Raw genomic sequence first — 7,914 nt, 5'->3', positions numbered from 1 at the left:
AGTTACCATTTACCACTCAATATTATGGAACCCTTATCCACATCAACGTCCCCGCGCTGGGGTAACTGGTTCAATGGCACCCATATCGTACGATTCCTGGAATTAATCCAGGATTTGATCGTAGTTTCTCTCTGTATTGGCTTGTTCAGTTTTATGGTGATGCAGCTACGAGAGATGTTTCTGTCGCTGTTGCCACCCTTGAACTTTCCTCGGGTCACTGCCGATATTTTGTTTCTGCTAATTCTGGTGGAACTGTTTCGGTTACTGATTATTTACTTGAAAGAGCATCGTGTCTCTATTGGTGTGGCTGTAGAAGTATCAATTGTCTCAGTGTTACGAGAAATTATTGTACGGGGCATCCTAGAGACCCCGTGGGTGCAGGTCATGGCTGCCTGTGCTTTTCTACTGGTGTTGGGAGCCCTACTCGTTATCCGCGCCTGGATTCCGCCCACATTTGATGGTGTTGATCCAGAACAACAGGTGTCTCGCCGCCATAGAATACGATTTGCTCAAAAAATGGCTGAGGTGGAAAACAAACTGGATGTTTAATCACCGATAACAGCGACTGAATTGTCCTTGATGGCCAGCTCGCCCCCATACTCAACGGGAATCTGACTCTCATAGGGGAGTCCTTTCACTTCGCTGTAGAGCTTGATGTATTTGAGGGCTGACTGCTCCCAGCTAAAGTTTTCGGCCATGGCGCGCTGCTGTAGCTTTTTCCAGAAGGGCTTGTACTGAAAACCTTCCCAGGCACGCACCATGCAGGTAAACAGATCTAAGGGTTCATAGCGGTCAAAGCAGTAGCCGGTGCCTTTGCCATTTACAGGGTCGTGGTGACTCACGGTATCGACTAAGCCACCTGTACGTCGCACAATCGGTACACAGCCGTAACGCATGGCGATCATTTGACTGATGCCGCAGGGCTCAAACCTGGATGGCATCAGAAATGCATCGGCACCGGCATAAATTTTTTGGGCCAGCTGGCTGCTGTACATCAAGTACACCGAGACGCGACCGGGAAACCGGTTGGATAGCTCCCACAGCTGGGTTTCATAATGCCGATTCCCTGAGCCGAGTAATACCAGCTGCGTATCGGTATAGGCTAAAAACCGATCCATGGTTTGTAACATCAGGTCGATGCCCTTTTGTTCCACCAAGCGACTGACCAGACCGATGACAAAGCGATTCTCGTTGACTTCTAATCCCATTTCTGACTGGAGAGCCTTTTTGTTGAGGGCTCGCTGGTCGAGGGTGTCTGCTGTGTAAGTCTGCTCAATCTGAGGGTCGGTAGCAGGATTAAACTCGTCCAGGTCAATGCCGTTGACAATACCGCTTAGTTTTTCGCTGATATACGATAGCAATCCTTCTAGCTTTTCACCGTATTCCTTGGTTTGGATCTGCTGGGCATAGGTGGGGGAGACGGCATTGACACGGTCGGCGTAGAGCAGGGCTGCCGCCATGGTGCTATCGCCTTGCATGTACCACGGGCACCAGGTGATTTTGTCTAGTTTCCAGCGCCAGGGTCCCTGATAGGCCAGGTTGTGAATGGTAAAGACCGTAGAGATTTCAGGGGACTGGTGCATCCACACTGGCAGCATGCCTGTATGCCAGTCATGGCAGTGAAGAATGTCGGGTTTCCAGTGATTCCAGCAAAATTCGGCGGCCCCGTTGGCAAAGAAGGTAAAGCGCCAGTCTTCGTCTTCGGTGCCGTAGATCTCGTTACCATCAAAGGCGGGGTGGCCAAATAAATAGAGGGGCACCTCCGACTTGGGGAGGGTGGTTTCATACACCGCGAAGGCATTGAACATGGCATAACCCCACCAGACGGGCTCGTCGGGAATGGTTATTTTGTCGCCCATAAACCCGTAGTAGGGCATCAAGACTCGCACGTCGTGCCCCATGGCTCGCAGTGCCTTGGGCAATGTGCCGACCACATCCCCCATGCCGCCCACCTTTGCTAAGGGGGCGGCCTCTGCTGCCACAAATAAAATTCGCATCGCGTTCCTGTTGCCCCGTTTAAAAACCCACATTCCACGGGATCAAGTCTAGAGGGGGATTGGCTTTGTGCATAGTGCTAGCCGTTACCTGTCCCCTTATTTTTGACTGGATGATTTTGAGCAGAAAGCTACTCTAGGTCAAGCAGCCGCTAGCGACTTTCAGCTGCGATCGCATCCAAAATCTCCTGGGCACCAGCCTCTTTAGCCCGTTTGGCCAGGGTTGTCCCCATGGCGTCAGCTGTTCCCACGGGGCCAGAGATTTCGTCTGTGACCAGGGTTTGGCCATCCAGGCTAGCCACGATTCCGTTCAGTGTTAGGGTATCTCCCTCAATCACCGTATTGACACCAATGGGAACCTGACAGCCCCCTTCTAGCTCTCGTAAAAAGGCCCGCTCTGCATAGCAGCGCTGAGCAGTGGGCTCGTGCTCTAGGGTCTTAATCACGGCAAGAATGTCATCATCACCGCCACGGCACTCGATACCGAGGGCACCTTGACCAACGGCATGGAGAGAAATCTCTGCCGGCACCACCTGCTGAATCCGATCGCCCATATCCAAACGGACTAAGCCAGCCACCGCCAGAATGATGGCATCGTACTGGCCTTCGTCTAGCTTGCGGAGGCGAGTATTGAGGTTGCCACGAATATCTTTGAACTGAAAAGAAGGAAAGTGATGACGCAGCTGGGCTAGACGGCGCAAGGAAGAGGTGCCAATAATTGCGCCTTCAGGCAGCTGGTCTAGAGTTTTGCCCGCGTGCTTTTCATGAACGACCAGGGCATCGGCGGGGTCTTCCCGCTCGGTAACGCAGCCTAAAATCAGTCCCTCAGGCAGTCGTGTCGGTAAGTCCTTAAGGGAGTGAACGGCAAAATCGATGGTGCCGTTGAGCATGTCGTCCTCTAGCTCTTGGGTAAAGAGACCCTTATCACCAATTTTTGAGAGGGAAACATCTAGAATCTTGTCCCCTTTGCTTTCCATAGTCTTAACTTCAAAGTTAATCTCAGGGAAACGCTTTTGTAGCTCACCCTGGACCCAGTGGGTTTGCACTAGGGCAAGCTGACTTTTGCGAGAACCAATCCGGATAGTACGGGTTGCTACATTTGAGGACATAGTTAACAGATTTGTTATGGTTAGTTAGCCAGCACCTGCTGGCTCAAAGAGTTGCTGTTGCTGATGTGTTGGATGTACTGAGCCGGAAAAATGACAACACAGGATCTTAAGATTACAGCACCAACGACCGCTCACGGTCGCAAAGCCTCGCGAGTACAAAGTTCTGTAAATGAGTGTTGATTTGAGTTTACGAAAGCAGCCGCAATCAAGCTTAGGTGCCTGGCGTCGGCTGGTCAGCCTTGTGGGGAGTATTGCTGCCGCAGCGTTGCTGGCCCTCCCGGTTTACGGACAGCGGTTGGACCCGGTTCTACTAGATGCTTTTCTCACCAATCCGCTCGAGGCTGAACCCCGAGATCCCTTGCTGCCAGCTACTGTTGTGGACCGTCCGTTGAGTCCGCTGGAGCTGTATAACCTGGAACTCGAGCTGTTTCGGATGGATGAGCAGGCTAGGGTGCTGCTGGTGGCAGGCCAGCCTGAAGAGGCCTTTGCCCTATGGATGCGAGAGGTGCAGCTGCGACGTCTGTTTGGTATCGAAGTTGAGCTTGAGGCCCTGGGACGTATTGGTCAACATGCTTGGAATGAGCAGCGCTCCCAAGAGGTACGATTGCTGGCCGTTAGGCTAGAGCGGATTTGGTTAGCGGAGAAGGAGACCGCCACCCTAGAGCGAGTCGAGACCATCGCGGCCATTGCCCAGGTCTTGCGCATGCGAGATATCTCGACGGATATTTACCAGCAGCTGATTGAGATGACAGCTGCTGATGCGATGGCCCAGCAAGGGTGGGTGGTGGTACTGGCCGATCACTATTTGCAGTGGTTCGATTTTGAGAAGGCATCCCAGCTTTATACCGGTCTTGTCGCGACGGCCAAAGCTCAGGGGAATACCCTAGAGCACATGCAATATCTCAAGGATCTGATTTATAGCTACCAAGAGGCTAAAGCCTACTCCCAAGCACTGCCGGTACAAACTGAACTGCTGGGTCTTTATAGAACCACGGGGCAAAACGATCGCGAACCGCCCTTAGAGATTGATATCGCTCGCAATTTTCGGGCACTGGGTGTCTATCCCCAGGCGCTCAAGTATTACAACCTGGCCTATGTGACGGCCCAGCGCCTAGAACTCTACGGCCACGTGAGTACGGTGCTTAAGGATGTGGGCGATCTTTACGCTGAGCAAGGGCAGACCAATGAGGCGTTGACCATGTACAACCTACTGGTGCGGGCTGAGCAGCAAGCCTATAACCAGCATGGCATTCTAGAAGCCTATGACCGTCTGGGTCAGCTCTACCTTCGCATTGAGGATACGGATAATGCCCTGGTTGCTTTTCGGGCTGGTCTTGCCTTTTCGGAATCGCTGCAATATCGTGAAGCCTATTTTCGTGGTGAAGTCGCCAAACTGAGCCTGGCCGATCCGTCTGCCGCTGAGGAGCCAGCCGAGGAGCCAGCCAGTGAGCCTTCTCTGCGGGATTCGGTGCAGGAGGGGCTGCGGGATAATCCACCCTTTGATGTGATTCCGGTGGAGATTGATCCTTTAGAGACAGCTCCGCCTGAGGTGCCTAATGCCGAGCCGGAGTCTGCGGATGCTTTGCCCGATGTGGAAGTGATTACTGATGAAACTGTGGATGTCACCGAGCCAGAAGATAGCGGTGACTCCCAGTAAGGGGTGTACCGGTTGCCTATACCAAAAGCTTTAAGCCGATTCCTCCCAGGAGTACCAGCACGACCTGCCGAAAAATGGCGGCATCAATATATCTGGATAGCCAAATCCCTAAGCCGAGGCCAGTCATAAAGAAAGGGGTGGCATAGCCTACCTGGGTCATGAGAGCCCGGTCAAAGTCGCCCTGCCAGAGGTGGGTTGCGATCGCAACCAAAGACAGCACACACAACATCCCAGGCAGATGGCTTTTATATTCCTGGGGACTCCACTCATTACAGGTGGCATAGATCACAATGGGGGGACCCCCAATATTAAACGCACCTGTCAGAACGCCAGAGGCCGCTCCAAACGCATAGGCCCAAGAGCGTCCTCTCAGCTCTGGCATCGACAGCCGCAGCCAAGAATACGCAACATAGCCCACCACCAACATACCCAGACCCTGCAGTGCCAAGTGTTCTGGCACATACTGGAGACCTATTACCCCCACTGGGATAGTCACCAGCGCAGCCCCCGCCAGATGCACGATTCGCGACCACTCAAACCCTTTACGGTGATACCACCAGAGCACCACGTTACCAATGAGTCCAACCGCAATCACCAGGGTAACTGCCAGATGCAGCTCCATAAACACCGGCAGCAGTGAAACAGCCACTAGGGCAAATCCAAACCCAGTTAGACCCTGCACCAACGAGGCTAAACCCACAATCAACCCAATCCAGAGACTGTCAGTCATAGTCGGGTCGAGCATATCCATAGGGTTTTGCCGTGATGTACGTACTCTCTAATCTTACTGATTATTAAGATAATTAACTCAATGTAAACTCAGATTCATGATTTTTGCCTACAGCTAGACGGCTCCCAGTTAAACGAGCGTCAGCCTTCTGAGGTCTGACTAGTTGTATAGTCAACTAATTGATGATTAATCTGATAATGACAGTAACCTCTGGCACCCCTAAAGAAATTGCCCGACAGATGACCAGTCACTGTATTGCCATGCGGTTACGACAGCTCAACCGTATGGTCACCCGGCTCTATGATGAGGCCCTGCGTCCTTTGGGATTTACTGTCAACCAGCTCAACATCCTGGCCACGGTTATCAGCCGTGGCCCCATTGCCCCTGGACAGCTGGCTCAGATGCTGGGTATGGAAAAGTCCACCGTCAGCCGGACGATTGATCGCATGTACAAGCACGGTTGGATTGAGATTGGTGAGGGTAAAGATAAACGTAGTCAGTCCCTTCACGCCACTCCCCAAGGACGTCAGTTGCTGCTCAAAGCGGCTCCTGTGTGGGATGAGTTACAAACCAGCGTTCTAGACTCCACCGCCGAGAATACTGGCCTATTGGCTGCATTTGGCATCGCAGCCCCCACGGTGGAGCCTTGCCTTAATGAGAAGAACAACGATTTCTATAACGATGATTGTGCCGATGATTTTTATAACGCAACCCCGTAGGGATTAATTCTCATCTACCAACGCTAATGCCTTCTGCTGCATCATTTTAAATATGTTGTAAAACCCATTAGCGCGTGATGGCGTGAGGCTCACATCTAGCTGAGTATCCTTAATAAAATCGGGCTCTAGCTGCACAATCTCAGTGGGCGGCAGTCCTTTAAGGCCTTCAATCAATAGTGCCACTAACCCCTTAGTAATCTGCGCGTCCGAGTCGCCCTGAAACGTTACATGACCTTCATTGTCTCGCTCGGCAATAATATAGACTTGCGAGACACATCCTTTGACCTTGTTATCTGAGGTTTTAGCGTCCTCAGGAAAATCCTCCAAACGCTTGGCGTACCAAAGCAGCTGCTCATAGCGACGTCGCGGATCTTGGATACGCTGAAATCGTTTAACAATTTTGTCCAGGGCAGGGGGACGAGCGGAGTTGACGGACATCTGAAAATGCAAGCTTGTGGGCACTGTCTACGATCTTTAGTGTAAACCAGTGTAAACCGCTCAAGTCTCCATCTAAGAACCGTGACTTAAATGAATGCCAATGAATGCCAAGTTGCTAGTCCCCGTTCGTCTCTTTATGGATCATAAATCGATTGGCTACGGTCTCGGGCTGTAAGGCCGATAAAATCACGTGATCTGAATCAGTCACAATGACGGCCCTAGTGCGTCTACCGTAAGTAGCGTCGACCAGCTGGCCTGTGTCTCGGGCATCGCCAATGAGTCGTTTAATGGGAGCAGATTCAGGGCTGACAATGGCCACCACCCGATTCGCAGATACGATATTGCCAAAGCCGATATTGATAAGCTTAATGTCCATAGGTTCGATAGCAAAAGTTCAAAGCACAAAGCCAAAAAACTGACAACCGCCACTAAGCGTAACGATGCCCCCTGATAAGTGCGCAAATGACTAAATCCTTATACCGAAATGTTAACGAAAAAAACAGGACTTAAACATGAGAAAAACAACCCTTAACGATTGAGAAGGCTGATTTTGTCCAGTTTGGCCACCGTAGGGTGCCCATCTTCAGGATGGGGCGCACGAAAAACACCTAAATCATCCATAAATCTTCAAAATTTTTGATAACAGAGGAAAAAGAGTGCAGCCGGTTGATATAACAACCCTTAGAGCCGTTTGTAATGAGCTAACTGCCCAATGGTTGCCAGCTCGTTGCGATCAGGTAGTTCAACGTGATCCGAGTACTATCTGCTTGGGATTGCGTACATTTGATCGGCGGGGATGGCTGACGATCTCCTGGCATCCCCAGGCGGCTCGGATTCATGTGGGGGCTGCTCCCCCCAAACGGCCTGATACGTTTACCTTTAGTCAGCAACTTAAACATCAATTTAGTGGTCTGGCCCTGACGCGGATCGAATTTTTGGCTCCCTGGGACCGGGCTGTCGATCTGCAATTTGCCCGTCGTCCCGATGAACCGGCGGAATGGCATCTCTATGTGGAGATTATGGGAAAGTACAGCAATGTTTTGTTGACGAATGCCCGCCAGGAGATCGTTACAGCTGCGCATCAGGTGAATGAGCGACAGTCTAGTGTCCGCACCATTCGTACGGGGGGAGACTATAAACCGCCACCGGCCATCATAGGGACATTGCCTCGTCTATCAGAATCGTTTACTGATTGGCAAGAGCGGATTAGTTTGGTCCCGGGCAAGCTGAGCAAAATGATGGTGAAAAGCTACAGCGGTGTCAGTAC

The 7,914-nt window shown here is 51.6% G+C and carries 9 protein-coding genes; 4 read left to right on the top strand and 5 right to left on the bottom strand.

What is annotated here, in order from left to right; all coding sequences use genetic code 11:
• A partial coding sequence (locus IQ260_RS23575) for a phosphate-starvation-inducible PsiE family protein (protein ID WP_407657751.1) occupies positions 1-549 on the top strand: 549 nt, incomplete at its 5' end.
• Here IQ260_RS23575 and glgA read toward each other — a convergent pair.
• Both glgA and hemC read right to left on the bottom strand, forming a co-directional pair.
• Positions 546-1,997 carry a glycogen synthase GlgA gene (gene glgA / locus IQ260_RS23570; RefSeq protein WP_193995527.1) on the bottom strand — a complete coding sequence of 484 codons (1,452 nt, stop codon included), beginning with the start codon at positions 1,995-1,997 and terminating at the stop codon, positions 546-548. The two genes, IQ260_RS23575 and glgA, sit on opposite strands and share 4 nt — an antisense overlap.
• A gap of 149 nt (positions 1,998-2,146) precedes the next feature.
• A complete protein-coding gene (hemC, locus tag IQ260_RS23565; protein WP_193995526.1) occupies positions 2,147-3,103 on the bottom strand; it encodes a hydroxymethylbilane synthase in 957 nt (318 codons plus the stop codon).
• Positions 3,104-3,272: 169 nt separating this feature from the next.
• Between hemC and IQ260_RS23560 the strand changes: the two genes are divergently transcribed.
• Positions 3,273-4,760 carry a tetratricopeptide repeat protein gene (locus tag IQ260_RS23560; protein ID WP_193995525.1) on the top strand — a complete coding sequence of 496 codons (1,488 nt, stop codon included), beginning with the start codon at positions 3,273-3,275 and terminating at the stop codon, positions 4,758-4,760.
• A 16-nt stretch (positions 4,761-4,776) separates the two neighbouring features.
• Here IQ260_RS23560 and IQ260_RS23555 read toward each other — a convergent pair whose 3' ends face one another.
• On the bottom strand, positions 4,777-5,511 hold the full coding sequence (locus tag IQ260_RS23555) for a sulfite exporter TauE/SafE family protein (RefSeq protein WP_193995524.1): 735 nt from the start codon (positions 5,509-5,511) through the stop codon (positions 4,777-4,779).
• 176 nt (positions 5,512-5,687) lie between these two features.
• On the opposite strand from IQ260_RS23555, the gene IQ260_RS23550 reads away from it, so the two are divergent.
• The gene (locus IQ260_RS23550; protein ID WP_193995523.1) at positions 5,688-6,209 is read left to right on the top strand and encodes a MarR family winged helix-turn-helix transcriptional regulator; all 522 of its coding nucleotides are present in this window, start codon (positions 5,688-5,690) and stop codon (positions 6,207-6,209) included.
• A 3-nt stretch (positions 6,210-6,212) separates the two neighbouring features.
• Here the strand turns inward: IQ260_RS23550 and IQ260_RS23545 are convergent, their stop codons facing one another.
• Together IQ260_RS23545 and remA are read right to left on the bottom strand one after the other, a co-directional pair.
• Positions 6,213-6,647 carry a SufE family protein gene (locus IQ260_RS23545; protein ID WP_193995522.1) on the bottom strand — a complete coding sequence of 145 codons (435 nt, stop codon included), beginning with the start codon at positions 6,645-6,647 and terminating at the stop codon, positions 6,213-6,215.
• Positions 6,648-6,762: 115 nt separating this feature from the next.
• Positions 6,763-7,023 (bottom strand): extracellular matrix/biofilm regulator RemA, encoded by a 261-nt coding sequence (gene remA, locus IQ260_RS23540; RefSeq protein WP_193995521.1) that lies wholly within the window; start codon positions 7,021-7,023, stop codon positions 6,763-6,765.
• Positions 7,024-7,303: 280 nt separating this feature from the next.
• Here remA and IQ260_RS23535 point away from each other — a divergent pair.
• Positions 7,304-7,914, top strand: a 611-nt coding sequence (locus IQ260_RS23535; RefSeq protein ID WP_193995520.1) for an NFACT family protein, incomplete at its 3' end; no start/stop codon positions are given.

This window comes from Leptolyngbya cf. ectocarpi LEGE 11479, from assembly GCF_015207065.1.
Classification (GTDB): Bacteria; Cyanobacteriota; Cyanobacteriia; order Phormidesmidales; family Phormidesmidaceae; genus Leptothoe; species Leptothoe ectocarpi.
The sequence above is the reverse complement of the archived record's forward strand: the minus strand, read 5'-3'. Positions and strand labels throughout refer to the sequence as shown.

Excerpts from the sequence above, each read along its gene's own strand:
- hemC (WP_193995526.1), bottom strand. The coding sequence starts at position 3,103 with ATGTCCTCAAATGTAGCAACCCGTACTATCCGGATTGGTTCTCGCAAA.
- IQ260_RS23555 (WP_193995524.1), bottom strand. The coding sequence starts at position 5,511 with ATGGATATGCTCGACCCGACTATGACTGACAGTCTCTGGATTGGGTTG.
- IQ260_RS23560 (WP_193995525.1), top strand. The coding sequence starts at position 3,273 with ATGAGTGTTGATTTGAGTTTACGAAAGCAGCCGCAATCAAGCTTAGGT.
- IQ260_RS23550 (WP_193995523.1), top strand. The coding sequence starts at position 5,688 with ATGACAGTAACCTCTGGCACCCCTAAAGAAATTGCCCGACAGATGACC.
- glgA (WP_193995527.1), bottom strand. The coding sequence starts at position 1,997 with ATGCGAATTTTATTTGTGGCAGCAGAGGCCGCCCCCTTAGCAAAGGTG.
- remA (WP_193995521.1), bottom strand. The coding sequence starts at position 7,023 with ATGGACATTAAGCTTATCAATATCGGCTTTGGCAATATCGTATCTGCG.
- IQ260_RS23545 (WP_193995522.1), bottom strand. The coding sequence starts at position 6,647 with ATGTCCGTCAACTCCGCTCGTCCCCCTGCCCTGGACAAAATTGTTAAA.